Here is a 23,296-nt window from a genome sequence, read left to right on the forward strand (position 1 = left end):
AATAGATAAGGTTCACCCATCAACCGCAGGTAAAGCTCCGCTTCGATACAAATATCTGTCGACCCCCGCCTAACGCCGGCGCCATGGGCATTATCCCAAGCGCATAACAGCGGGCGCCTGCGCACTTATTTTTTACCCAGTCAGGATTGCCAATGGCTATCAAGAAATCCGATCTTTACTCCTCCCTCTGGGCCTCGTGTGACGAGCTGCGCGGTGGGATGGATGCCAGCCAGTACAAGGACTACGTCCTGTTCATGCTGTTCATCAAGTACATCTCCGACAAATACGGCAATTCCGATGACTTCGCATCACCGGTGACCATCCCGGCTGGTGCCAGTTTCAAGGACATGGTTGCTCTCAAGGGCAACGCCGATATCGGCAACAAGATCAACACACAGATCATTCAACCGCTGATTGACGCCAACGCCCGGCTTGCCCGCAGTGACTTTCCCGACTTCAACGACCCGAATAAGCTCGGCGAGGGGAAGGACATGGTGGAAAAACTCACTAATCTAGTGTCCATTTTCCAGAAGCCCGAGCTGGACTTTTCGCAGAATCGTGCCGACAACGACGACATTCTCGGCGATGCCTACGAATACCTGATGCGTCACTTCGCCACCGAAAGCGGCAAGAGTAAGGGACAGTTTTATACGCCGTCTGAGGTCAGCCGCATCATCGCGAAGGTCATCGGGATAAGCCCGACCAATGCCGTAGCCAAGACTACTGTATATGACCCTACCTGCGGTTCAGGCTCGTTATTGCTGAAAGTGGCCGACCAAGCGGGTACGCACATCACCCTGGAAGGGCAGGAGATGGACGTGACCACCGCCGGTCTCGCCCGTATGAACATGATTCTGCATGACTTCCCGACCGCCAACATTCTGCAGGGCAACACGCTGTCCACGCCGAAGTTCAAGGATGGTGAGCAGCTGCGTACCTATGACTATGTAGTGGCCAATCCGCCGTTCTCGGTCAAGTCCTGGAGCGTCGGCCTGACACCCGCTAAAGATCCGTACCAGCGTTTTGCCTGGGGCGAGCCGCCGGCCAAACAGGGCGACTATGCCTTCTTGCTGCACATCATCCGTTCGATGAAACGTACCGGTAAAGGCGCCTGCATTCTGCCCCACGGCGTACTGTTTCGCGGTAATGCCGAGGCGGTGATCCGTGAGCAACTGGTGCGATCCGGCTACCTCAAAGCTATTATCGGCCTGCCGGCCAACCTGTTTTTCGGCACAGGCATCCCCGCTTGCATCTTGGTGCTGGACAAAGAAAACGCTAGTGCGCGCACAGGCATTTTTATGATCGATGCCGCCAAGGGCTTTATCAAGGACGGCCCGAAGAACCGCCTGCGCGATCAGGATGTGCATAAGATCGTCGATACCTTCATTCGGCTGGATGAGAGCGACCCACGCTACGCACGCATGGTGAGCTTTGATGAAATCAGCGACCCGAAGAACGACTTTAACCTCAACCTGCCGCGCTATATCGACAGTACCGAGCCTGAGGATATTCAGGATATCGACGGCCATTTACGCGGTGGCATTCCCGAGCGTGATATCGACGCCTTTGACAGCTACTGGCAGGTGATGCCAGCCCTGCGCACGGCGTTGTTCAAGCCGGCCAGCCATTCCGGTTACTTTGAGCTGGTCAGCCCTGAGGTGAAATCGGTCATTTTCGGCCATCCGCAGTTCAATGCCTTTAAAGCGGGCATCGATAAGCTGTTCAACCAATGGCTGGTGGACAGCACCCCTCAGTTGAAAAGCTTTGCAGTCAACAGCCACCCTAAAGATCTGATTGCCACACTGTCCGAAGACCTGCTCATTGCCTTCTCCGAAGCGCCCTTGCTCGACCATTACGACATCTATCAGCACCTGATGGACTACTGGGCTGAGACCATGCAGGACGACTGCTACCTGATCAGTGCCGACGGCTGGAAGGCCGCCGCTAAAGCGCGTGAAATCCTCAAGGTAAAGGATAAGAACAACAAGCTGGGTTGGGCTGAGAAGCATGACTACTGCCAAGGCAAGCGCCGCTTCAAGTCGGACCTGATTCCGGTCGAGATTCTGATTGCCCGCTATTTCATGGTCGAGCGCAACGCTATTGAAGACCTTGAAGCCCAGTTGGCCAGCGTTGAGCAGAGCATGAGTGAAATGCTCGAAGAACACAGCGGTGAGGATGGCTCGCTTAGCGAAGTGATCGAAGGCGAGGGTGACAAGCAGAAGGTCACCGCCAAAGCGATCAGAGCACGTCAACGCGAGATTGGCATGGATCCGGATTATGAGGATGAGTTCAAGGTATTGGCCGAATACGACGCTTTGATTGATCAGCAAAACAGCCTTAAGGCCAAGCTTAAAAAAACTGAGGAAGACCTCGAGAACAAGATCCACGCGAAATACCCGCTGCTTGGCGAGGACGATATTAAAAGCCTGGTGGTGGATGATAAATGGTTGGCTACCTTGGCCGCTGCTGTGCAGGGCGAACTCGACCGAGTCTCACAGACTCTGACCGGACGCATCCGCGAGCTGAGTGAGCGCTACGCCACCCCGTTGCCACAGCTCACCGATGAAGTGGCAGCCCTTGCCAGTCGTGTGGCAGAGCATTTGAAAAAAATGGGGGCGGTATGGCAGTGAAGCCTGGTTATAAACAAACTGAGGTTGCCGTAATTCCGACAGAGTGGGAGGTTAAGCCTCTAGCGGAGATAAGCGAGAGAATTATGGTCGGTATTGCCAGTGCTGCGACCCACGCCTACAGGGTCAAAGGTGTACCGATGTTCAGGAATCAGAACGTCAAAGCAGGGAAGCTAGACGACAGCGATCTGCTCTTCATCGCTCCTGAATACGAAGTGACTTTTAAGAATAAAAGGCTTCGTGGCGGGGATCTGCTCACAATGAGAACGGGCTATCCGGGCGTTACGGCAATCGTTCCTCCCCAGTACGATTCCGCTCAGAGCTTTACCACGCTGATCACTCGGCCAAACCAACTTGAGGCCGAGAGTGATTTTTTATGCCATTACATTAACTCGGAGATTGGTCAGCGTTTCTTCACTCAAAGTCAGATTGGGGGAGCACAAAAGAATGTGAATGCCGGCACTCTTCGAATGATGCCCATTCCGTTGCCTTCTTTGTTCGAACAACGCGCCGTAGCGACCGCGTTGAACGATGTGGATGCGCTGCTGGGTGCATTGGAGCGGCTTATCGCCAAGAAGCGCGACCTCAAACAGGCCACCATGCAACAACTCCTCACCGGCCAAACCCGCCTCCCTGGATTCGATGGAGAGTGGGGGGTGAGGCTGCTGGGGGATATTGCTCGCATTCAGCGTGGAGCATCACCACGCCCAATCGATAGTCCAGCCTGGTTTGATCAGAACTCCTCTATCGGATGGGTGCGTATCTCAGATGTAACGAAGTCGGGGATTTACCTTCGAGAAACCACACAAAGGCTCTCACCGCTTGGCGTTCAACACAGTCGCCCAGTCGCTAGGGGGCGTCTTATTATGAGCATCTGCGCTACAGTTGGTAGGCCTGTCATCACCGAGATTGACGTGTGTATTCACGACGGATTCGTCGTATTCGACGATCTTAACGCAGACAAGATGTTTATTTACTACACGCTGAAGTGGATCGAGCCGGATTGGTCTAAGCATGGTCAAACCGGTTCGCAGATGAACCTCAATACAGGCCTGATTACCGGCACAGAGGTCCTGCTTCCACCCCAGCCCGAACAAGTTGCCATAGGCGCCGTGCTGTCCGATATGGACGCCGAGCTTGCTGCTCTTGAGCAACGCCTAGGGAAAACCCGCACCCTCAAGCAAGGCATGATGCAAGAACTGCTAACCGGAAGAACTCGACTGCTATGACCAACCTGAGCATGGATGCGCCTCAACTGCTGCAGGCTACTGAGCTTTCCTGCAAGATCATCAGCGTTTACGAACTGCTTATGGACTCTGCGCTGGATATTCCCCAGTACCAGCGCCCCTACAAGTGGACCGGCAAGAACATCAATCAACTGTTCTCCGATATCGCCATCCATAAGGACAAGTCGGCTTACCGCCTGGGCACTATAGTGTTTCACCAGGAGGGTGGGACCAGGAACATCGTCGATGGCCAGCAGCGCACTATCAGCCTGCTGCTGGCGGCCCGTGCGCTGATCCAGCGGAACATGGAAGAAAAACTCGAACGCAAAGACTTGCGCGAACGCTTGGTCACGCTTGAGAAAGCGATGGTGAACCCCAGCTTTACCAGTGAGATCTCGCAGAAGAATATCCACAGCAATTACCTTGAGGTGGCCCGCATCGTTTCCCGTGCGGACTTCACCGAGGCGCATATCGACTTCTTCCTGAACAAGTGTCAGGTCGTGGCGGTGGCCTTGAATGATGTGTCGGAAGCTTTTCAGTTCTTCGATTCGCAGAATGCGCGTGGCCGGGATCTGGAGCCTCATGATTTGCTCAAGGCGTACCATCTGCGTGAGTTTTGCCCGCGTGACGAGCCATTGAAGGCGGCCGCAGTGGCGCATTGGGAAAACAGTGACACTGAGGCGTTGGCCACACTGTTTTCGCAGTACCTGTACCGCATCCGCAACTGGTCGAAAGGGGTTTCGGCGCGTTACTTCAGCAAAGATGACAGTGACTTATTCAAGGGCGTAAACATCGACACGGTGGACAGCTACCCCTATGTGGAGCAGCTGCGCATCGCTCACCATTTTGTCGACAATTACAACGGGCAATACGAGCGCAAGATCGACTCGCGCGAGCTTGGGTTTCCCTTCCACCTGGATCAGATCATCATCAATGGCCGGCGCTTCTTTGAGCTGATCAGCCACTATCAGGGCAAAGTGGCGCGGATCAGCGCCGAGTCCTGGAACGGACATGAACTGGTGGGCACTGAAGGGCTCGATGGATATGCGAAAACCATCATGGATACTCTAAATAGCTACCCGGCAAGAACCCGCACCGGCGATTGCTACGTACGGGCGATGTTCGATTGCCTTTTGATTTACTACATCGACAAGTTCGGTCACTCGGATATCTCCCGCGCCATCGAGAAGATTTTCATCTGGGCGTATAGCCTGCGCCTGAAGATGCAGGTGGTGCAGCTGGCCAGCATGGATAACCACGTGTTGGAGAACAATCTTTTCAGGTTGATCAAGGACGCCACGCGTCCTGCTGACTTTATTAATTGCAGCCTGCCGGTATTGAGCGGCCAGAAGTCAACCAGAACCGATGAGATCGAAGCTCTGTTCAAGGCGATGAAATATTATGAGTAGCGAAATCAGTCAGCTTTCCATCAAGGCGCTGCTCAGCGGTCGGGACAAGTACGTCATCCCAATGTATCAGCGCAACTACGCCTGGGAGGAGGGTGAAATCACGCAGCTGATTCAGGACGTGATCGATTACCTGCCGAAGAAGGATGATAAAGCGCGCAATTACTACATTGGCACCTTGGTGGTGTACGAGCGCCCGGATAGCAAAACACCAGTATTTGAAACCATTGACGGCCAACAGCGGCTGACGACCCTGTCGTTGCTGACGTCGTATCTGAAAAACACCAAGGCTGTCGAGCTTGCCTGGTATTCAAACCTGAGTATCCACTTCGATAGCCGCGAGCATTCGCGGGCAACCTTTGCCGCTATCTTCGAGAAGAAGTTCAACGACGACCCTGCAGAGGTTTTGACCAAGAAGCAGATCAATACCGGCATCCTCAATGGCTACCGCCTTATCCAGAAAGTCTTGCCGCAGAAACTGAATGAGAACGACGTTACGCCTCAGCAGTTTGCCGACTACCTGTTCCGCTATGTGCAAATCATGCGGGTGAAGGTACCAACGGATACGGACCTGAACCATTACTTCGAGATCATGAATAACCGCGGTGAGCAGCTGGAAAAACACGAGGTGCTCAAGGCGCGGATGATGGAGCATTTGCAAGGCTGCGAGCAGAGCCAAAACTGCCTGCATGCCGTTTGGGAAGCCTGCGCGAACATGGAGCGCTATGTGCAAATGGGCTTCACGCCTGGCCAACGCAGCAGCATTTTTGGCGACAAGGACTGGGGACAGTTTGGGCTTGCTGACTTTGATGCGCTGCGGGCTGCGCTGCACAGTTCGCAAGAGGTAGCCGCCAAGCAGGAAACACGCTTAACCCTTGATCAGATCATTGCTAAGGCACCGGTTGCTGCGAAGCAGGATGAGTCAAGTGAGGACGCGCCAGAGCGTTTCAACACGGTTATCAACTTCCCGAACTTCCTGTTGCATGTACTGCGTGTCGATACGCAAGCAGACAGCGTCCCTCTAGATGACAAACGCCTGCTCGATACCTTTGAAGCTCATGTGCTCAAGCAGCCAGATCCAGTAGCCGCGGTGAAGCGTTTTACCTTTAGCCTACTGCGCTGCAAATATCTGTTTGACCAATATGTAATCAAGCGTGAATTCATCAAGGGCGCAGATGGCTGGAGCCTCAAGCGCTTCAAATGGAATGACGGCGGAGAACGTAGCCGGGGGGGGCGCGGAAGTTATGTGAATACCTTCGGCGAAGAGGACGGCAATGAAGGCATCAACCGCCGCATCCTGATGTTGCTGTCGGCATTTCATGTTTCTACGCCAACGCTGGTTTACAAGCACTGGCTGAATGCGGCGCTGTTTCACCTGTTTTACGCTGAGCAGATTGAGGCTCAGGTTTATCTGCGGCACATGGAGTCGGTAGCGAAGGCGTTTGTCTTTGATCGCTTTCTGGCCCCAGACGTAGGCCTGGATTACTTTGCGATGATCTATACCAACGGGGGTATTTGTCAGGCACGCCTCGACAGCATTGCGGCGGACACATTTGAGTCCAGATTGACGTTTGGCAACATTGAAAACAATTTAGTGTTCAACTTTCTGGACTACCTGCTTTGGCTTGAACACAGGGCAGAGGACTCGGTTAGATCCTACGAATTCACCTTCCGTAGTTCGGTTGAGCATTATTACCCGCAGAATCCATTGGACGGACAGGCTCGGCTCGACGCAGACATGCTCAATTCATTCGGAAATCTATGCCTGATCAGTCACAGCAAGAACTCTCGCTTGAGCAATTTCATGCCTTCAGCGAAAAAAGAATTTTATAAGAACAACACCATCGATAGTGTTAAGCAGCACTTGATGATGAAGACCGAGCCTTGGGATGCCGACGCCATACGCGTACATTCCGGACTAATGAGTAACGTGTTGCTCAACAGTCTCGCCAGCAAACACGAAACCGAATAAAGCCTGCAGGATGCACCTAATGATTCAACAACCTCGCTCCGAACGTCGCACCCAGAATCGTATTGTGGCCTTGTTTACGGACATGTCGCAGCCTGATTGTCTTGGCTACAACTACCTGGGTGAGTGGAGCAAGCGTGGGCAAAACCGCAACATTGAAGTCGAGCTGCTGCAGGCAAACCTGAAGCAGCGGGGCTACTCCGCTGCGCAAATATCAGCAGCGTTGCAAAAGCTGATAACTGCGGCTGATTCCACGGGCATCACCCTGTATCAGGCTAATTTGCGTACCTATCAACTGCTGCGTTACGGCGTGCCGGTGCAGGTAGCCGTTGGGCAGGCCCACGAAACGGTGCATCTGGTTGATTGGGAGCACCCTGAACGCAATGACTTCTCCATTGCCGAGGAAGTGACCTTGCGCGGTGGTTATGAGCGCCGTCCAGATTTGGTGATTTATCTGAACGGTATCGCCATCGGCGTGATTGAGCTCAAGCGCAGTTCGGTTGAGGTGGGCGACGGTATTAACCAACTGATCACCAACCAGGAAGAAATCTTCAACAAGGGATTCTTCAGTACAGTGCAGTTGGTCTTCGCTGGCAGTGACTCTCAGGGTCTGCGCTACGGCACCACGACTACCCGCGCCGAGTTTTTTGTCGAGTGGAAGGCATCTTCCCTGAGCGCTGGGTCTGAAGAGTCGAATACTCTGCGCGAGATGCCTGCTCGCTACCAAGTGCAGTTGGGCGAAGAAGTGCCAATGTCTGGTTACTTGCTGGACGACCCGCTGGCGCGGATGTGCGAGAAGTCTCGTTTACTCGATTTGATTCGCAACTTCATTATCTTCGATGCGGGTATCAAGAAAGTGCCGCGCCCTCATCAATACGCCGCAGTGAAGGCCGCGCAAGAGCGGGTTCGGCGTAAAGAGGGTGGGGTTATCTGGCATACCCAGGGCAGTGGCAAGAGCATTCTGATGGTGCTGATCGCCAAGTGGTTGCTGGAGCATGATGCTGAGGCGCGCATTCTGGTCATCACCGATCGCGATGAGTTGGACAAGCAAATATCCGGGGTGATGCGTAATGCCGGGGTAATCGGTAGCGACTCGCCCTCGCCACGTATTACCTCCCGTGCCGATCTTGTACAGAAGCTCTCAGCTGCCGCACCGCGCCTGCTTTGCGCACTGCTGCACAAGTTTGAGCCAGATCTGAGCGTACCGCCGCCGCCCATGCATGGGCACTTCTATGTGTTCGTGGATGAATGCCACCGCACCCAGGGCGGGGATATGAACAAGCAAATGAAGCAGTGGCTGGCCAATGCCCTGTTTATTGGCTTTACCGGTACACCGCTGCTGCGTAGAGACAAGCAGACTACGCGCGATGTGTTCGGCACTTACATCCATACCTACAAATTCCATGAAGCCGTGGCGGATAAGGTTGTGTTGGACCTTAAGTATGAAGCGCGCGATGTACCGCAGCGCTTGACTTCGCGGTACGGAATCGATGCATGGTTTGAACGAGCAACCAAAGCTCTGAACAATTACCAGAAATCGATCCTGCGCAAACGATGGGCCACCATGGAGTCGCTCATGAGTGCTGGTGAGCGTAAGCAGCGCATCGTCGCTAGTATCATTGAGGATTTTGGCTTAAAGCCACGACTGAACAATGACCGAGGGACGGCCATTCTGGTGGCCGCCAGCATCTATGATGCCTGTCATTACTTTCGGTTGTTTAAGAACACCTATTTCGGCACGTATTGCGGCATCGTCACGTCCTATGAGCCGAACCACAACGCAATTTCCCGCGAGCCGAAGCAAAGCGATGAACGTTACAAGTTCGATACCTACACGCAGTACGTGCTGAAGCCGGGCCAGACCACCACCGCTTATGAAGAAGAGACCAAGCGGCGCTTTATTGAGGAACCGGCCAACCTGAAGCTACTCATCGTGGTCAGCAAGCTGCTGACTGGCTTCGATGCACCCAGTTGCTCCTACATCTATCTGGATAACGAGTTGCGGGACCATAACCTGTTCCAGGCAATTTGCCGCACCAATCGGCTAGACGGTGATGACAAAGATTTTGGCTATATCGTTGACTTCAAAGAGCTGTTCGGCGACGTACAAGATGCTATTTCGGTGTACACCTCTGACGAACTGGATGTCGACGCAGGCAGCGGAGGCAATAACAACGTTGAGTTGAAGAACTGGCTGGTCGAAGGGAAGAAGCAATTGGACGCTGCCCGCGAGGCATTGAGTTACTTGTGCGATCCCGTGGCCCCTCCGCGCGAGATTGAGCAGTTTATCCATTACTTCTGTGGTGCTGCCGCAAACGCCAATGGGCTGGATGAGACCGAAGCATTGCGGGTTTCCTTCTACAAGGCGGTTGCTTCATTTGTGCGAGCGTTTGCCGACTTGGCGCAGAACCTCACCGAAGCCGGTTACTCGGCTGCTGAAGCCGGCAGGCTTCAGACAGAAGTGCAGTTCTACACTGACGTTCGTGAGGCGATAAAGAGACATTCCGGCGAAGAGCTGGATATCAAGCCTTTCGAAGCTGACATGCGGCATCTACTCAATACCTATATTCACGCAGACCCTGCCGACCCGATGAGCACGGTCGATAATTTCTCGCTGGTTGAGCTGATTGTTCAGACTGGCGTTCACGATGCTATCGCCAAAAAGCTCAACGCCAAAGGCAACCTCTCCAAGGGGGCGATAGCCGAAGGTATTATCAACAACGTACGGAAGACCATCATTCGGGAGCAACTGACAGACCCGAAGTTCTACGAGGGTATGTCGCGGTTGCTTGAGGATCTGATCAAACAGAGTCGTGACGATGCAGCCGCGTACGAGGAGTTTTTGCGCAAGGCCGAGGCGCTGGTCAAGCAGCTGGCGCAGAAGGGGCCAGGAAGTTCTCCAGCTGCACTGAACGGGCATCGGGAAGCCATCGTGTTGTTCAACAACCTAGACAGCATTGCAACGACTACCTTCCAGTGCCCGACAGATGAAGGGGCAAAGGTGAAACTGGCTTTGGATATTGACCTGGCCATGCGCGGATCGGCCCCTTCATCCTGGCGAGGGGACTCTGCGCGGGAAGCGCAGGTTCTTAATGCGCTGTTTCCGCTGATGGGGCGTGACCGTGTAGCAACTTCGGCAATATTCGAAATCATCAAGAACCAACAGGGATATTGATGAACGAGATTATTGAACTGGGTGACATTTCAATTTCGGTAACCAGAAAAGACATCAAGAATGTCCACCTGAGCGTGCACCCGCCCGAGGGGCGGATAACGTTAGTCGCACCAACAAGTACGCGGCTTGAAGTCGCTCGGGCTTATGCTATTTCCAGGCTGGGCTGGATTCGCGTGCAGCAGAGCAAGCTGGAGGCGCAGGCGCGTGAAGCGCCGCGTCAGTTCGTGGAAAGAGAAAGCCACTATGTCTGGGGTCGACGCTACCTGATGGTGGTTAAAAACCGTGACGCCAAGCCATCGGTGGGGATTGACCACAAGCGCATCACCTTAACGGTTCGCCCCGGTAGCGATGCGCATAAGCGCGCCGAAGTGATGCACGAATGGCATAAGCTGCAACTGCACGCTGTGGTGCCGGTGCTGATCAAGAAGTGGGAGCGTAAGCTTAAGGTGAAAGTGGCGGGTTATTACCTGCAGCGAATGAAAACCAAATGGGGCAGCTGTAACCATCAAGCAGGTAACATTCGACTGAACACCGAGTTGGTGAAGAAGCCGAAGGACTTGCTTGAGTACGTGATCGTTCACGAGATGGTTCACCTGCTCGAGCCTACCCACAATGAGCGCTTCATCTCCATCCTTGGGGAGCATTTCCCAACGTGGCGTGAGGCCCGGGCGGAGTTGAATGACTTGCCGTTGGCTGCTGAGATCTGGAAAGAGTGAAGCCCTTTGCTCAATAATCCCAGGTACAAAAAAAGACGCCCTAAGGCGTCTTCTTCATCGAGTTGGTGGAGCCGGGGGGATTTGAACCCCCGTCCGCCAGTACTCCGCTGTCGGTACTACATGCGTAGCCGTGTCTATTAAGTTAACCCTCAGCGACCCGACGGGCAGGGTGCTTTGGGCGAGTTGTGTAAGTTTTAGCCGCTTCGTCCACAACGTACTGCACGGCGATTCTGTTCTATATGACAATCATTTCGGGTTTACAGACATCCCCTGATGATTGCTGGACCCGAAGGTACCAGGAGCATTGTCAGCTGCAATTAAGCAGCGAGAGCAACACCGTATTGGTCGTCATTGGCAACTATAAGTAGTTGCAACAGTGGATTTACGACTTCTGTTACCAAGTCGGCATGCACCTAGAGTTTCGCAACCGGCGTCGAATCCTAAACGGCCCCGAACTCATTGCCCGGTGAATCTGTTCGGGCAACAAGCGTGCACAGTGTACGTCAAAACGCTTGGCAGGCCAACCCGAAGGTTGGCCTGCGGGACATCAGTTACGCGTCGGGTTACGGATCTGCATCTTGCTGATGATGCCGTTGGTAACCTCGATGCATTCCTTGTCGTTGCCGGACGCCTGGGCCGCAGTGGCTTTTTCCTGTGCTTCCTTGATGTTATTCATGGAGCTTTCAGGAAGGGACGGCTGGCTGGTGACGAAATCTTTGATGCTTTGAAGATTCCCGGCGCAGAGGTCTTTGTCCGCCGCGAACACCGGCGAGGCCAGAAGTGCACCAGTGATAAACAATCCAGCAATTGCAGAATGCTTCATGGGTATCTCCTTGAACGATGGGGGCTCGGTGCTGCCGGACGGTTTGGCCGCGATGCCGAGGTCAAGACAAGCGAGGTCAGTATAGGACCTGTCTGGTTGACCGCTTCGCTGCGCAGGAATTCGGTTTTATTTGCAACGAATGTCAAAAGGCCAGATCGGTCGGCCAGGTGCCGATGCAGCCGACCTGTAAAAGGTCGGCGCATGAATCATTTTTTGGTGTCACCGGTAGCGTTTTGAATGTCCAGCAGGGTTTGCTGTGTTTCAGCGAGGCAGTCGTCAATCTTGCCTTGTGCTTTCAGGGCGCGGGCTTTGCTGACACTGGCCGATACGCGCGCATTCAGGTCTGTCGACGTCAGGTATTGGGATTTTGCGCTATCGATTCTCTGCAGATTGGCATCGCATAAATCGCCAGGTTTTTCAGCGGCGAACGAAGTGGACGCCATCATCGAGGCAGTGACAAACAGACCTAACATTACAGAGCGGTTCATGTGTATCTCCTTGAACTGAGGGTTCAGACTTCGCTGACCGTTGAACAGGCCCCGAATGGTCCGGGGCATGTGCAGTGGACTACCGCCTCGCTCAAGGGTTCTGATTTTTTCCTCAGCAGGCTTTCGCCCGTGTCACCCGATCCACCAGATAAACCAGCCCGTGGTAGTCGATGCCACCGTGCTGGGTCAGGCCGATTTCACACGTGCGGCTGGTGGAAATGCCCTCGCTGCAGTGCTGCACGGCGTCCTTGAGCGTACGCAGCGAATGGCTGTTCAGCTCCGGTGTGGTGAAGCCTTTGTCGCCGGCAAATCCGCAGCAATGTATGCCTTCAGGAATCACCACGGTGTTGCTGCATTTGCGCGCCAGATCGATCAGCGCCTGGCTTTCGCCCAAGTGCTGAGTGCTGCAGGTCACGTGAACGGCAATCGGCGCTTCCTGGGGTGTGAAGTCCAGACGATCCAGCAGATGCGTACGGATGAAGCGCACCGGATCGTACAGATCCAGTCGTGTTTCGCCGATGTCTTGGACCAGCCGCAACGTACATGGGCTCGTGTCGCAGTAGATCGGGTCGAGGCCGCCGCGACTGGCGTGGAGCAGGGCGCTGATCAGCTCCTGACGCTTGTGCTCGGCCTGTTCGGCGTAGCCTTTGGAGGCGAATGGCTGGCCGCAGCAGAGGTTGTCCTGATTGTCGGGAAAGACTACCTGGTAACCGGCCTTTTCCAGCAGGCCACGGGTTTTGTCGTACAGCGACATCTGCTCTCTGTCACCCGCCGCCGGGCCCATGACCCGCGACACGCAAGCTGCCAGATAAACCACGCGCGGGCGCTCGTCGGCCAAGCTCGGGCTGAAGCGAATGGCTTTTTCCGGCTGTGGCATGGCGTTGGTCCACAACGGGACTTGGCCTTTGGACAGGCGCGTCAGCGTTGCCGACAACTTTGCCAGACGCGGTGCACCGAGCATCATTCGCGCACCGTTGGCGACGTGCAGGGTGAAGCGCGCGCCTTGTAGGGTCTTGGCGAAATTTCCTTCGATCCAGTCAGCGGTTTTCTGATGCGTGGCGTGTCGGCCACGGAGCTTTTTCACCAGCTCGCCGGTGTTGATGCCTACAGGGCAGCGTTGCGCGCACAGGCCGGTGGCGGCGCAGGTGTCGATGCCTTGATAGTCGAAGGCTTTTTCCAGGTCGGTGGTGTCGACGCCGGCGCGCTTTTTCGCCTGGATATCGCGCCAGATGACGATGCGCTGGCGCGGGCTAAGGGTCAGGCCTTTCGAGGGGCAGACCGGTTCGCAGAAACCGCACTCGATGCACTTGTCCACAATCTCGTCCGCCGCTGGCAGCGGTTTCAGGTGCTTGAGGTGGATCTGCGGATCTTCGCTGAGCACCACGTCCGGATTGAGAATGCCGTTGGGGTCGAGCAGGCGTTTGAGCTGCCACATCAGTTGATAGGCGTCGCTGCCCCATTCCAGTTCCACGAACGGTGCCATGTTGCGCCCGGTGCCGTGTTCGGCTTTCAGCGAGCCGCCGAATTCCACCGCGACCAGTTGCGCGACGTCGTCCATGAACGCTTGGTAGCGTGCGATTTCTTCCGGGCGGTTGAAGCCTTGGGTGAAGACGAAGTGCAGATTGCCTTCCAGTGCGTGTCCGAAAAGGATCGCTTCGTCGTAGGCATGTTTGTCGAACAACTCGATCAGGCGATTGACGCCGATCGCCAGTTGTTCGACCGGGAAGGTCACGTCTTCGATGATCACTGTGGTGCCGGTTTTGCGCACGGCGCCGACGGCGGGGAAGGTGTCTTTGCGGATGGCCCAGAGGCGGGCGTTTTCCACCGGGTCTTCAGTGAAGTCGACCTGCTTCTCGACGGGGAAATCGCGCAGGGACGCCATGATTTGCGCCAGTTGTTCCTGCAGCAATGTTGACGAAGCCGCCCGAGATTCGATGAGCAGCGCGCAGGCATTTTCCGACAGCCGCTGTACGAAAGCGGGCATGCCTTTTTTGTCCTGCACCGAGCGCAGACTGCGCCGATCAAGTAACTCCACCGCTGACACCGGTTGGCTTTTCAGCACGGTGACCGCGTTGCAGCAGGTCTCGACATCGGGGAACACGATCAGCGCCGAGGCCTTGTTCGGGTGATCGATGACGGTGTCGTAAGTCACCGCGCTGATGAAGCCGAGCGTGCCTTCGGAGCCGACCAGCAGGTGGCTCAGGATATCCACAGGCTCGTCGAAATCCACCAGGGCGTTGAGCGACAGGCCGGTGGTATTTTTCAGACGGTATTTGTGGCGGATTCTCGCGGCCAGTTCGGCGTTGGCGCGGGTCTCGCGACCTAATGTCGCCAAGCGTTCGAGCAGGTCGCCGTGGCTGGAGCGAAATGCCGCGACGCTGGCTGGATCTTCGGTATCGAGGCGCGTGCCGTCGGCCAGCACCAGCCGAATTCCGGCCAATGTGTGATAGGTATTCTGCGCAGTGCCGCAGCACATGCCGCTGGCGTTGTTGGCGACGATGCCGCCGATCTTGCAGGCATTGATCGACGCCGGATCCGGGCCGATCTTGCGTCCGAACGGCGCCAGCCAGGCGTTGGCCTGCGCGCCGATCACGCCCGGTTGCAGGCGGATCTGCGTGCCCTGGCCGCGAATCTCGCGGGCATTCCAGTTATCCCCGAGTACGATCAGCACCGAGTCGCTGATTGCCTGCCCGGACAGGCTGGTGCCGGCGGCGCGGAAGGTCACCGGCACCTTGTCGCGCTGGGCCAGTTGCAGCAGCGCCACGACTTCGTCTTCAGACTCGACGCGGATCACCAGTTTCGGAATCAGTCGATAGAAACTGGCGTCGGTGCCGAAGGCCAGAGTCGACAGCGGATCGTCGAAGCGCCGGTCTGCTGGAATCAGTCGCTCGGCATCTCGCAGGAAAGCAGCAGGAAGACTCATTGATCCTCCAGAATCAGCACGACCAGATCTTTCGGGCCATGCGCGCCATACGCCAGCACCTGTTCAATATCGGCGGTTTTCGACGGGCCGGAGACCAGCAGCGCGTTGGTCGGCATGCCTTGCGCCCATTCGAACTCCTGTTGCACCTGATAGAAGTTGTCGCGGATTTCGCTGGCCTTGAGCAGGGCGAAATGCACCGGCGGCACCAGGCTCATCAAGCGCGGTTCCTCACGGGTAGGCCAGATGATCAGGCTGCCGGTTGCGGCGATGGCACCGAGGGTGCCGGTGAGGCTGGCCGGGGTGTCGTTGAACAGTTCGGCTTTCCATTCTTCCATTGGCCGGTCGTAGGATTTCAGTGCAGGCAGCTCGGGATTATTCGCCCAGTGCTGTGTGATGCGTTGCCCGTGCGGTGTGGTCGGTGCGATCAGCAGGCTCGGCAATTGGCGGTCGCGCAGCAGTTGCGCCAGTAATGCCGGCCACTCGGCGCCCGAGGTCAGGTGGATTTCGGTGTGCACCGCTTCCATCAGTTTGCGCAGTTGCGGGATGCGTTGCTCGGCGCTGTAGGTGTAGGGCTGGGTGACCAGATCGACGTCGAAGTTGTCGGCGATTGGCGTGGTGCCGGTCAGACTTTTCCGCAGCTTGCCGAGGATATTTTGCTTGGCGCTCATCGATGCTCTCCCTGTTTGGCCAGATGCTCGCGGGCCATGTCATGCAGCGAACGCGCGGCCGGTTTTGGCGCGCTGTGATTTTGCGTCCATGGGCCGACGTTGCTCGGCGTAAGGGCGCGCAGGCGCGTGGCGAAAAAAGCGAACAAGCGGTACAGCGTCGGCGAGCTGTTGAGTCTGGCCCAGGCGTTCCAGATAAACCGCTCCTTGCGCGAATACTTGCTGCCTTGGCCGCGCATCACCTGATTCGGTGCGTCCGGGGCTTTGACGTTTTCCTCGCGCAGACGGCGCAGGATCGCCGGGATCGGAATCTTCACCGGGCAGACTTCACCGCAGGCGCCGCACAGTGAGGACGCGCTCGGGTGGTCCGGGACCTTGGCCAGGCCGACCATGTGCGGGGTGATGATTTTGCCGATCGGCCCCGGGTAGACCTCGCCATAAGTGTGGCCGCCGACGCGGGTGTAAACCGGGCAATGATTCATGCAGGCGCCGCAGCGGATGCAATTCAGGGTCTGGCGCAATTCGCTGTCGGCAAAGGCCTGGCTGCGACCGTTGTCGAGCAACACCAGATGCACTTCCTGCGGGCCGTCGAGTTCATGTTCCTTGCGCGGGCCGGAGATCATGTTGACGTAAGTGGTGATCGGAATGCCCAGCGCCGAACGCGTCAGCAGTGACAGCAGCGGCACCACGTCGCGCAGGTTTTCCACGACTTTTTCAATGCCGGTGACGGCGATATGCACCGGCGGCACGGTGGTGGTCATGCGCCCGTTGCCTTCGTTTTCCACCAGCAGCAGGGTGCCGGTTTCGGCGACGGCGAAGTTGACGCCGGAGACGCCGATGTCGGCTTCGAAGAATTTCTGCCGCAGGACCCTGCGACCGATCTGAATGAGTTGGTCAACGTCCTTGGTGTATTCCACGCCAAGTTTGTCGTGGAACAAGGACGCGACCTGACCGGCATTCTTGTGGATCGCCGGCATAATGATGTGTGAAGGCTTCTCGTGGTCGAGCTGGACGATGTACTCCCCCATGTCGGACTCCAGACATTCAATGTCCCGAGCCTCGAGGAAATGGTTCATCTCCATCTCTTCGCTGACCATCGATTTGCCCTTGATCACTTGCCGCGCCTCGTGAGCGCGGATGATCGATAAGACGATGCCATTGGCCTCGTCCACCGTTTCCGCCCAGTGCACTGTCACACCGTTGCGGGTCAGGTTCTGTTCCAGTTGCTCGAGCAGGTCGGGCAACTTGGACAGCGCGCGGGCCTTGATCGAATTGCCCAGTGCGCGCAAGTGTTCTCTTTCGTGGGCATCGCTGAAAGCCGCTGCCCGCTTGGTCATCAGTGAATCCATGGCAGTGCGGAAGTTGTTCCGCAGCTGCTGATCACCCAAGGCATTGTGTGCCCGGGTGCGGAAATCTTCTTCTACGGCGACCGTAGGAATAATCGTCGAGGTGCTCATTGCGCACCTCCGGTTCGCTGCCAGAGGAAGCTCGCCAGATGTTGCCCGCGCAACGCTTGCTGCTGTTTCTCCAGAGCGCCGTTGATGTTCATCAAACAGCCGCAGTCGGCACTCAGTACCTTGTGCGCGCCGGACTCCTTCAGTGCGCGGGTCTTGTCAGCCACCATCGCGCCGGAAATGTCTGGCATACGGACGCTGAATGTCCCGCCGAAGCCACAGCATTCGCTTTCGTGGTCGTGATTGACCCGCTCCACATTGCTCAACTGCGCCAACAACTCGCGGCCGTGCAGGTGGGTGTTCATTTCGCGGCGTGCCGAACACGAGGTGTGCAGCGCGACTTTCACCGTTTCGCCGCTGTCCTTGAGCTGCACCTTGCAGACGAACAGCAGAAACTCGGCCAGTTCATAAGTGCGAGCCGCAAGGGCCTGCACCTGTTTCAACGTTTCCGGCTCGTCCTTGAACAAGTCGGCGTAATGCTCGCGAAGCATGCCGGCGCAGGAACCCGAGGGCACTACCACCGGATAATCCCCGGCAAACAGCGCCAGTTGCGAGCGCGCTACCGTCCGCGCCTGCTCGGTGTAACCCGAGGTGTAGGCCGGTTGGCCGCAGCAACTCTGGCCTTGCGGATACTCGACCCGGATCCCTTCACGCTCCAGCAGATGGATCGCGTCCATCCCGGCTTCGGGGTAGAACAGGTCGACCACACACGTGCCGAACAGGTAGACCCGCGACGGTTTCTCGCTGGGGTATTGCCGAGGTTCGGGCAGTGGCGGTGCCACGCGGGTCGCGTTCGGCACGGCGTTGTAAAAAAGCTCGCTCATCAGGCGTGTCTCCGGGTAGGCCCGGTTATCCGTCTGCTGCGGCTGCCGAATATAAAGCGCATTGCTTTCAGCAGCCTTACAGACCCGGTGGTGAATTGCTGACGCCGGATCACGGGCCGGCGTCGGTTATTTCCATACTTCTTGTAGTCTTAGTGCACCAGCATGCCGGTGAACCAGTAGGCCTGAGCCAGGGTGATCAAACCGACAATCGTTGCAAAGAATAGGCTGTGCTTGAGGGTGAAGCGGAACAGATCCGATTCCTTGCCGACCAGACCGGTCGCGGCGCAGGCCACGGCGATCGATTGCGGCGAGATCATCTTGCCGGTCACGCCGCCGCTGGTATTGGCCGCCACCAGCAAGGTGTCGTTGACGCCGATCTGGTGGGCGGTGGTCGCTTGCAACGAACTGAACAGCGCGTTCGACGACGTATCCGAACCGGTGAGGAATACGCCCAGCCAACCGAGGAATGGCGAGAAGAACGGGAATGCCGCACCAGTACCCGCCAGCACCAGGGCCATGGTCGAGGACATGCCGGAGTAGTTGGTGACAAAGGCGAACGCCAGCACCATGCCGATCGACAGGATTGGCCAGCGCAGTTCGTAGAAGGTCTCTTTCAAAGTGGTCAGACCAGTTTTGAAGTTGATCTTCAGTACCAGCATCGAAATCAGCGCGGAGAAGAAAATCGCCGTGCCGGTGGCGGAAATCGGGTCGAGCTTGAACACCGCTGGAATGGCAGTCGGATTGGCCACGATTGGCGCAGTCTTGATCACTAGTTGATCAAGGTGCGGAATCGCGAAGTTGAACACCCAGTTGTACATCGAACCGCCGGCGGCGAACATCGCTTTGAAAGGCTTCAGCGTCCAGATCGTCACCAGCACAGTGAGGATCAGGAACGGCGACCACGCCTTGAAAATTTCCCCGAGGCTGTAGGGCGACGCGACGGTAGTGCGCTTCTGGCCGAAACCGCCGACGCTGGCGCTGACCACCGAAGCGGATACGGCGCCAACGATGTGCTGGCCGGCGGCGCGACGTGGTTGCCAGACCTTGAGGAACAGGGTCAGGGAAATCAGGCTGGCCAGTGCCGAGGTGATGTCCGGCAGTTCCGGGCCGATGAAGTTGGAGGTGAAGTATTGGGTGATGGCGAAACTCAGACCTGCCACCAGCGCGGCCGGCCAGGTTTCGCGCACACCGCGCAGGCCGTCCATCATGAACACCAGCCAGAACGGCACGAACAGTGACAGCAGTGGCAGCTGGCGACCGGTCATGGCGCCGATCTTGAAGGCGTCGATGCCAGTGACCTGGCCCGCCACGATGATCGGAATCCCCAGCGCGCCGAACGCCACCGGAGCGGTGTTGGCGATCAGGCACAGGCCGGCGGCGTACAGTGGATTGAAGCCCAGTCCTACAAGGAGTGCGGCAGTAATCGCGACCGGCGCGCCGAATCCGGCGGCACCTTCCAGAAATGCGCCGAAGCAGAAACCGATCAACAACACCTGCAAGCGCTGGTCATCGGTGATCGACAGGACCCGAGCTGCGGATGACCTCGAACTGACCGCTCTTCACCGTCAGTTTGTAGAGGAACACCGCCGCGACAATGATCCAGGCGATTGGCCACAGACCGTAAGCGAAGCCATATCCGGCTGCGGCGAAAGCCATGTCCACGGGCATCTGGAAGGCGAAAATCGCCACGGCAATCGAAAGCGCGAGGGTGATGCTGCCGGCCACATGGCCTTTGAGGCGGAACACCGCCAGGGCGAGAAAGAAGAACACGATGGGAATGACGGCCGCGAGAGCGGAGACGCCAAGACTGCCGAGCGGACTGTAGAGCTGTTGCCAGGTTTGCATGGTGGGGTGGCCCCTAATTGTTGTTGGTCAGGCACTTTGAGCAATCTTGGATAATTGGTAAGACCAATTTACAAGCGCTGTCGGCTAGGGTAAAAGCCTTGGTGGCGGTGTGTCAATTTGCCGCTCTGAAACTTTCGTCGAAGATGCGGTGCAGAGGGCAACTGATCCGCTTTGGCGAAGTGGCGTCTGGCAGGTGTCGGCGGCGCGCGGATAGGCCAGAATAGACACCCCGGCGAGCGGTCGGGATCGTGGAGAAATGAGTTATGGGCTTTGATCAGATACGTCAGCGCCGTTTGTCTGACGATATTGTCGAGCGCCTCGAGGGGATGATCCTTGAGGGCACGCTGAAGTCGGGCGAGCGGCTGCCGGCCGAGCGCACGCTGGCCGAACAATTTGGCGTATCACGCCCGTCGTTGCGCGAGGCAATTCAGAAGCTGGCGGCCAAAGGCTTGCTGGTCAGTCGCCAGGGCGGCGGCAATTATGTGGTGGAGGGTCTCGGGTCGACGTTCAGCGATCCGCTGTTGCAATTGCTTGAAAGCAATCCCGAAGCGCAACGTGATTTGCTCGAATTCCGGCACACCCTGGAGGCATCGTGCGCCTACTACGCCGCATTGCGCGCCACCGATGTCGATCGTGAGCGCCTGACCGCTGCGTTCGAAGAGCTGCAGGATTGCTACTCGCGCCATGAAGAAGTCAGCCGAGCGGAAGAGGGCGCGGCGGATGCGAAGTTTCATCTGGCGATTGCCGAAGCCAGCCACAACGCGGTGTTGCTGCATACGATTCGCGGACTGTTCGATCTGCTCAAGCGCAACGTCGTGACCAACATCGGGGGCATGTACAAGCAGCGCACGGAAACCCGCGACATGCTGATCTCGCAGCATCGGGAATTGTATCTGGCGATTATCGAAGGGCGTGCGGAGCAGGCGCGGGAAGTGTCCAGCCGACATATTCTGTATGTGCAGGAGGTGCTGGAAGAGGTGCGTCAGGAGGTGCAGCGCATGGCTCGGGCGGAGCGGCGCAAGGGGATGTGATCAGGTGTGTTTGTGTTGATGCTGAAATAGCTTTCGCGAGCAGGCTCGCTCCCACCTTTGAAATGCATTCCAAGGTGGGAGCGAGCCTGCTCGCGAATTGGCGCTAAAGGAGGAAGATCAGTCTTCCTTGCCCTTGTTGCGCACCGCACGCTGCAATTCACGACCGGCATCGCGCTCGCGCTCGGTGTCACGCTTGTCGTATTCCTTCTTGCCCTTGCCCAGAGCGATCTCGCACTTGACCATGTGCTTGCTCCAGTACCAGGACAGGCAGACGCAGGCATAACCCTTCTGCTGCACGGCGGCGGCGAGCTTGTCCAGCTCGCGGCGGTTGAGCAGCAGTTTGCGCGTGCGCACCGGGTCGGCGATGACGTGAGTGCTCGCGGTCATCAACGGCGTGATGTGGCTGCCGAGCAACCATGCTTCGCCGTCCTTGAGCAGCACATAGCTGTCGACCAGCTGCAACTTGCTCGCCCGCAGACTTTTTACTTCCCAGCCGGCCAGGACCAGACCAGCCTCGAACTTGTGCTCGATGAAGTAATCGTGTCGCGCCTTTTTATTCTGCGCGATGGTCCCTGTTGGGTGTTTCTTCTGTTTAGCCATAGGGGCGGCATTATATGGAGTTGTTCGGCTGTCGGCTACGGTGTTGCTGCGTGCTTGAGCAGGTTGAGTGAATCCCGGACAATGCGGCCTCTTTTTCTAACGCTTGGGCGTGATAAACGATGTCGACAGACAAGGTTTCTGTCCACGGCAGTTGGGCTAGCCGCTGGGTATTCATACTCGCCGCGACCGGTTCGGCCGTGGGACTGGGTAGTATCTGGAAGTTCCCCTACATGGTCGGGGTCTACGGCGGCGGCGCCTTCGTGCTGATGTTCCTGGCGTGCATCGCGCTCATCGGCGTGCCGGTCATGCTCGCGGAAACCCTGATCGGCCGGCGCGCCCGGCAAAGTCCGGCGAACGCCTTGAAGGTGCTGGCACTGGAAGCCGGACACTCGGCCAAATGGTCGTGGGGCGCGTTCGCCGGGATGATCACGGCCCTGCTGATCCTGTCTTTCTACAGTGTGGTCGGCGGCTGGTCGCTGGACTACATCGTCGACATGGGCCGTGGCGATTTCCAGGGCGCGACGGCTGATCAGGTCGGCGCCTATTTCGGCAATGTCATCTCCAATCCATGGCGCCTGACACTTTGGCACACGATTTTCATGCTGCTGTCGGCCTTCGTGATCGCAAAAGGCGTAGTCGCCGGGCTTGAACGCAGCCTGCGAATCATGATGCCGCTGCTGTTCGTGATGATTCTGGTGCTGCTGGGCTACAGCATGACCACCGGGCATTTCATGGAAGGCGTGCATTTCATGTTCGACTTCCACCCGGAAAAAGTCCTCGACGGTCTGCTGCCAGCGATGGGGCACGCGTTCTTCTCGCTGAGCGTCGGCGTCGGTTCGATCATGATCTACGGCGCCTACATGCCGAAGAACACCTCGCTGTCGGGCACGGTGGTCGGCGTTGCGCTGCTGGATACTTTCGTATCGCTGGTCGCTGGTCTGGCGCTGTTTCCGATTGTGTTCGCTGCTGGCCTGAACCCAAGCGAAGGTCCGGGACTGATGTTCGTCAGCCTGCCATTTGCTTTTGGTAATGTATTTTTCGGCCAGTTGATGGGCGTGGTGTTCTTCGTGCTGGTCGCGGTGGCAGCGTGGAGTTCGGCGATTTCGCTGCTTGAGCCAATGGTGGCTTACCTGGTAGAGCGCACTAAAATCAGCCGCATCTGGGTGACGTTCTGGCTGGCGTTCACCTGCTGGTTTGTTGGTCTGGGTACGGTGTTTTCTTTCAATATCTGGAAGGAAGCCAAGTTTTTCGTGAACGAAGGCGGGGCGTTCAGCCTCTATCAATGGGGTGCGCAGAGCGGTCTCGACTTCTTCGGCGTGATCGATTTCTTCACCTCGCGGATCATGTTGCCCCTCGGTGGCTTGTGTTTCGTGCTGTTCGCGGGATGGGTGATGGGGCGTGAAGCGGTGCGGGATGAATTGTCCATCCGTAACCCGGTTCTATTTGCTCTGTCCCTGTTCTTGATGCGCTACGTGGCGCCTATCGGCATTCTTGTAGTCTTTGCCGCTCAGCTCTGGAAGTAAC

At 57.0% G+C, this 23,296-nt stretch carries 15 protein-coding genes, 1 other RNA gene and 1 pseudogene; 8 read left to right on the forward strand and 9 right to left on the reverse strand.

The window, feature by feature from the left end:
• The first annotated feature begins 152 nt into the window (after window positions 1–152).
• Genes ACZ9BE_RS01395 through ACZ9BE_RS01420 form a run of 6 tightly spaced genes read left to right on the forward strand, consistent with a single transcriptional unit; the run spans window position 153 to window position 11,119 of the window.
• Window positions 153–2,630: a type I restriction-modification system subunit M gene (locus ACZ9BE_RS01395; protein ID WP_476248842.1), complete on the forward strand. Its 2,478-nt coding sequence runs from the start codon at window positions 153–155 to the stop codon at window positions 2,628–2,630.
• On the forward strand, window positions 2,621–3,856 hold the full coding sequence (locus ACZ9BE_RS01400) for a restriction endonuclease subunit S (protein WP_122880528.1): 1,236 nt from the start codon (window positions 2,621–2,623) through the stop codon (window positions 3,854–3,856). The genes ACZ9BE_RS01395 and ACZ9BE_RS01400 overlap by 10 nt, the downstream gene beginning before the upstream one ends.
• Window positions 3,853–5,262: a DUF7834 domain-containing protein gene (locus tag ACZ9BE_RS01405; RefSeq protein WP_474322473.1), complete on the forward strand. Its 1,410-nt coding sequence runs from the start codon at window positions 3,853–3,855 to the stop codon at window positions 5,260–5,262. Before ACZ9BE_RS01400 ends, ACZ9BE_RS01405 begins: the two co-directional genes overlap by 4 nt.
• A complete protein-coding gene (locus ACZ9BE_RS01410; protein ID WP_476248843.1) occupies window positions 5,255–7,231 on the forward strand; it encodes a GmrSD restriction endonuclease domain-containing protein in 1,977 nt (658 codons plus the stop codon). Before ACZ9BE_RS01405 ends, ACZ9BE_RS01410 begins: the two co-directional genes overlap by 8 nt.
• Window positions 7,232–7,250: 19 nt before the next feature.
• A complete protein-coding gene (locus tag ACZ9BE_RS01415; RefSeq protein ID WP_474322469.1) occupies window positions 7,251–10,403 on the forward strand; it encodes an HsdR family type I site-specific deoxyribonuclease in 3,153 nt (1,050 codons plus the stop codon).
• Window positions 10,403–11,119, forward strand: a complete 717-nt coding sequence (locus ACZ9BE_RS01420) for a M48 family metallopeptidase (protein ID WP_122880532.1) — start codon at window positions 10,403–10,405, stop codon at window positions 11,117–11,119. The genes ACZ9BE_RS01415 and ACZ9BE_RS01420 overlap by 1 nt, the downstream gene beginning before the upstream one ends.
• 63 nt (window positions 11,120–11,182) lie before the next feature.
• On the opposite strand, the gene ssrA is transcribed toward ACZ9BE_RS01420, so the two are convergent.
• From ssrA to ACZ9BE_RS01460, 8 genes and pseudogenes are all read right to left on the reverse strand, one after another.
• Window positions 11,183–11,571: a transfer-messenger RNA gene (gene ssrA / locus ACZ9BE_RS01425) on the reverse strand.
• A gap of 95 nt (window positions 11,572–11,666) precedes the next feature.
• A complete protein-coding gene (locus ACZ9BE_RS01430; RefSeq protein ID WP_016771781.1) occupies window positions 11,667–11,942 on the reverse strand; it encodes a hypothetical protein in 276 nt (91 codons plus the stop codon).
• Window positions 11,943–12,148: 206 nt separating this feature from the next.
• Window positions 12,149–12,430: a hypothetical protein gene (locus tag ACZ9BE_RS01435; protein WP_041477921.1), complete on the reverse strand. Its 282-nt coding sequence runs from the start codon at window positions 12,428–12,430 to the stop codon at window positions 12,149–12,151.
• Between the two features lie 112 nt (window positions 12,431–12,542).
• A complete protein-coding gene (locus ACZ9BE_RS01440) occupies window positions 12,543–15,353 on the reverse strand; it encodes an FAD-binding and (Fe-S)-binding domain-containing protein (protein ID WP_476248844.1) in 2,811 nt (936 codons plus the stop codon).
• Window positions 15,350–16,021 carry a LutC/YkgG family protein gene (locus tag ACZ9BE_RS01445; RefSeq protein WP_150743393.1) on the reverse strand — a complete coding sequence of 224 codons (672 nt, stop codon included), beginning with the start codon at window positions 16,019–16,021 and terminating at the stop codon, window positions 15,350–15,352. The genes ACZ9BE_RS01440 and ACZ9BE_RS01445 overlap by 4 nt, the downstream gene beginning before the upstream one ends.
• Entirely contained in the window at window positions 16,018–17,475 is a 1,458-nt protein-coding gene (locus tag ACZ9BE_RS01450) for a LutB/LldF family L-lactate oxidation iron-sulfur protein (protein WP_150636049.1), read from the reverse strand. The genes ACZ9BE_RS01445 and ACZ9BE_RS01450 overlap by 4 nt, the downstream gene beginning before the upstream one ends.
• Window positions 17,472–18,296 carry a (Fe-S)-binding protein gene (locus tag ACZ9BE_RS01455; RefSeq protein ID WP_457264406.1) on the reverse strand — a complete coding sequence of 275 codons (825 nt, stop codon included), beginning with the start codon at window positions 18,294–18,296 and terminating at the stop codon, window positions 17,472–17,474. The genes ACZ9BE_RS01450 and ACZ9BE_RS01455 overlap by 4 nt, the downstream gene beginning before the upstream one ends.
• Window positions 18,297–18,445: 149 nt before the next feature.
• A pseudogene (locus ACZ9BE_RS01460) lies at window positions 18,446–20,141 on the reverse strand (lactate permease LctP family transporter).
• A gap of 263 nt (window positions 20,142–20,404) precedes the next feature.
• On the opposite strand from ACZ9BE_RS01460, the gene ACZ9BE_RS01465 reads away from it, so the two are divergent.
• On the forward strand, window positions 20,405–21,172 hold the full coding sequence (locus ACZ9BE_RS01465) for an FCD domain-containing protein (RefSeq protein WP_016771775.1): 768 nt from the start codon (window positions 20,405–20,407) through the stop codon (window positions 21,170–21,172).
• A gap of 117 nt (window positions 21,173–21,289) precedes the next feature.
• Here the strand turns inward: ACZ9BE_RS01465 and smpB are convergent, their stop codons facing one another.
• A complete protein-coding gene (gene smpB, locus ACZ9BE_RS01470) occupies window positions 21,290–21,772 on the reverse strand; it encodes an SsrA-binding protein SmpB (protein WP_007953781.1) in 483 nt (160 codons plus the stop codon).
• Between the two features lie 119 nt (window positions 21,773–21,891).
• Here smpB and ACZ9BE_RS01475 point away from each other — a divergent pair, with 119 nt between their 5' ends.
• Window positions 21,892–23,295 carry a sodium-dependent transporter gene (locus tag ACZ9BE_RS01475; protein WP_016771774.1) on the forward strand — a complete coding sequence of 468 codons (1,404 nt, stop codon included), beginning with the start codon at window positions 21,892–21,894 and terminating at the stop codon, window positions 23,293–23,295.
• Window position 23,296 lies beyond the last annotated feature (1 nt).

The sequence above is a fragment of the Pseudomonas sp. TE9122 genome, from assembly GCF_056278925.1.

Excerpts from the sequence above, each read along its gene's own strand:
- ACZ9BE_RS01415 (WP_474322469.1), top strand. The coding sequence starts at position 7,251 with ATGATTCAACAACCTCGCTCCGAACGTCGCACCCAGAATCGTATTGTG.
- ACZ9BE_RS01395 (WP_476248842.1), top strand. The coding sequence starts at position 153 with ATGGCTATCAAGAAATCCGATCTTTACTCCTCCCTCTGGGCCTCGTGT.
- ACZ9BE_RS01400 (WP_122880528.1), top strand. The coding sequence starts at position 2,621 with ATGGCAGTGAAGCCTGGTTATAAACAAACTGAGGTTGCCGTAATTCCG.
- ACZ9BE_RS01420 (WP_122880532.1), top strand. The coding sequence starts at position 10,403 with ATGAACGAGATTATTGAACTGGGTGACATTTCAATTTCGGTAACCAGA.
- ACZ9BE_RS01445 (WP_150743393.1), bottom strand. The coding sequence starts at position 16,021 with ATGAGCGCCAAGCAAAATATCCTCGGCAAGCTGCGGAAAAGTCTGACC.
- smpB (WP_007953781.1), bottom strand. The coding sequence starts at position 21,772 with ATGGCTAAACAGAAGAAACACCCAACAGGGACCATCGCGCAGAATAAA.
- ACZ9BE_RS01405 (WP_474322473.1), top strand. The coding sequence starts at position 3,853 with ATGACCAACCTGAGCATGGATGCGCCTCAACTGCTGCAGGCTACTGAG.
- ACZ9BE_RS01430 (WP_016771781.1), bottom strand. The coding sequence starts at position 11,942 with ATGAAGCATTCTGCAATTGCTGGATTGTTTATCACTGGTGCACTTCTG.
- ACZ9BE_RS01410 (WP_476248843.1), top strand. The coding sequence starts at position 5,255 with ATGAGTAGCGAAATCAGTCAGCTTTCCATCAAGGCGCTGCTCAGCGGT.
- ACZ9BE_RS01455 (WP_457264406.1), bottom strand. The coding sequence starts at position 18,296 with ATGAGCGAGCTTTTTTACAACGCCGTGCCGAACGCGACCCGCGTGGCA.
- ACZ9BE_RS01450 (WP_150636049.1), bottom strand. The coding sequence starts at position 17,475 with ATGAGCACCTCGACGATTATTCCTACGGTCGCCGTAGAAGAAGATTTC.
- ACZ9BE_RS01440 (WP_476248844.1), bottom strand. The coding sequence starts at position 15,353 with ATGAGTCTTCCTGCTGCTTTCCTGCGAGATGCCGAGCGACTGATTCCA.
- ACZ9BE_RS01435 (WP_041477921.1), bottom strand. The coding sequence starts at position 12,430 with ATGAACCGCTCTGTAATGTTAGGTCTGTTTGTCACTGCCTCGATGATG.
- ACZ9BE_RS01475 (WP_016771774.1), top strand. The coding sequence starts at position 21,892 with ATGTCGACAGACAAGGTTTCTGTCCACGGCAGTTGGGCTAGCCGCTGG.
- ACZ9BE_RS01465 (WP_016771775.1), top strand. The coding sequence starts at position 20,405 with ATGGGCTTTGATCAGATACGTCAGCGCCGTTTGTCTGACGATATTGTC.